This is a genomic window from Neisseria sp. P0009.S007 (assembly GCF_051962515.1).
The window spans coordinates 1-953 of record NZ_JBQCVF010000603.1 but is presented as its reverse complement, the minus strand read 5'-3'; the positions used below and the strand labels follow the sequence as shown (position 1 = coordinate 953).

The 953-nt window shown below is 55.7% G+C and carries 1 protein-coding gene; it reads left to right on the top strand.

Annotated features, from left to right (window positions below):
• Positions 1-42: 42 nt before the first annotated feature.
• A partial coding sequence (trkA, locus tag ACTHS3_RS15100; RefSeq protein WP_440368379.1) for a Trk system potassium transporter TrkA occupies positions 43-953 on the top strand: 911 nt, incomplete at its 3' end.

The window sequence follows — 953 nt, the reverse complement described above, 5'->3', positions numbered from 1 at the left end:
CTTTTGTTACAATTTCATTTTTACCGAACACACTCAATTACCGTGAAAATACTCATCCTCGGCAGCGGCCAAGTCGGCTCGACCGTCGCCCAAAACCTTGCCTCCGTTCCCAGCAACGACGTTACCATCATCGACATCGACGAAAAAGCGCTCAACCGCATCAGCAGCCGCCTCGATGTCCAAACCATCGTCGGCAACGGCGCATCGCCCTTTACCCTCGAACAGGCAGGTGCGGCGGACTCCGACCTCCTGCTTGCCCTGACCCGCAGCGACGAAACCAACATCGTTGCCTCCAAAATCGCCGCCGACCTGTTCAACATCCCCGGCCGTATTGCACGCGTACGCTCAAGCGAATACCTCGAATATCCGGTTGCCGGCAGCGACAAACCCGAAGAAGGCAGCCTCAACATCTTCGGCATTACCGAAACCATCAGCCCAGAACAACTGGTTACAGAACAACTTGTCGGCCTGCTCAGCTACACCAGCGCATTACAGGTACTCAGCTTTGCCAACGACCAAGTCCGCATGGTGATTGTTCAAGCTCGCAAAGGCGGTTTGCTGATCAGCCGTGAAATTGCCGACATCAACCAACATCTCCCCGAAGGCGCGGACTGCCAAATCTGCGCCATCTACCGCAACAACCGCCTTATCGTCCCCACGCCGCAAACCGTCATCATCGAAGGTGACGAGGTACTTTTTACCGCCGACATCAGCAGCGTCAACATCATCATGCGCGAACTGCGCCCCAAAGAAGCGCGTACCCGCCGCATCATGATTGCCGGCGGCGGTAACATCGGCTACCGCCTCGCCAAACAGCTCGAATCCAAATACGACATCAAAATCATCGAATACAAACCCCACCGCGCCGAATGGCTAGCCGAGAATCTGGACAACACCCTCGTCCTGCAAGGTTCCGCCACCGATGAAACCCTGCTGGACGAAGAATACATCGA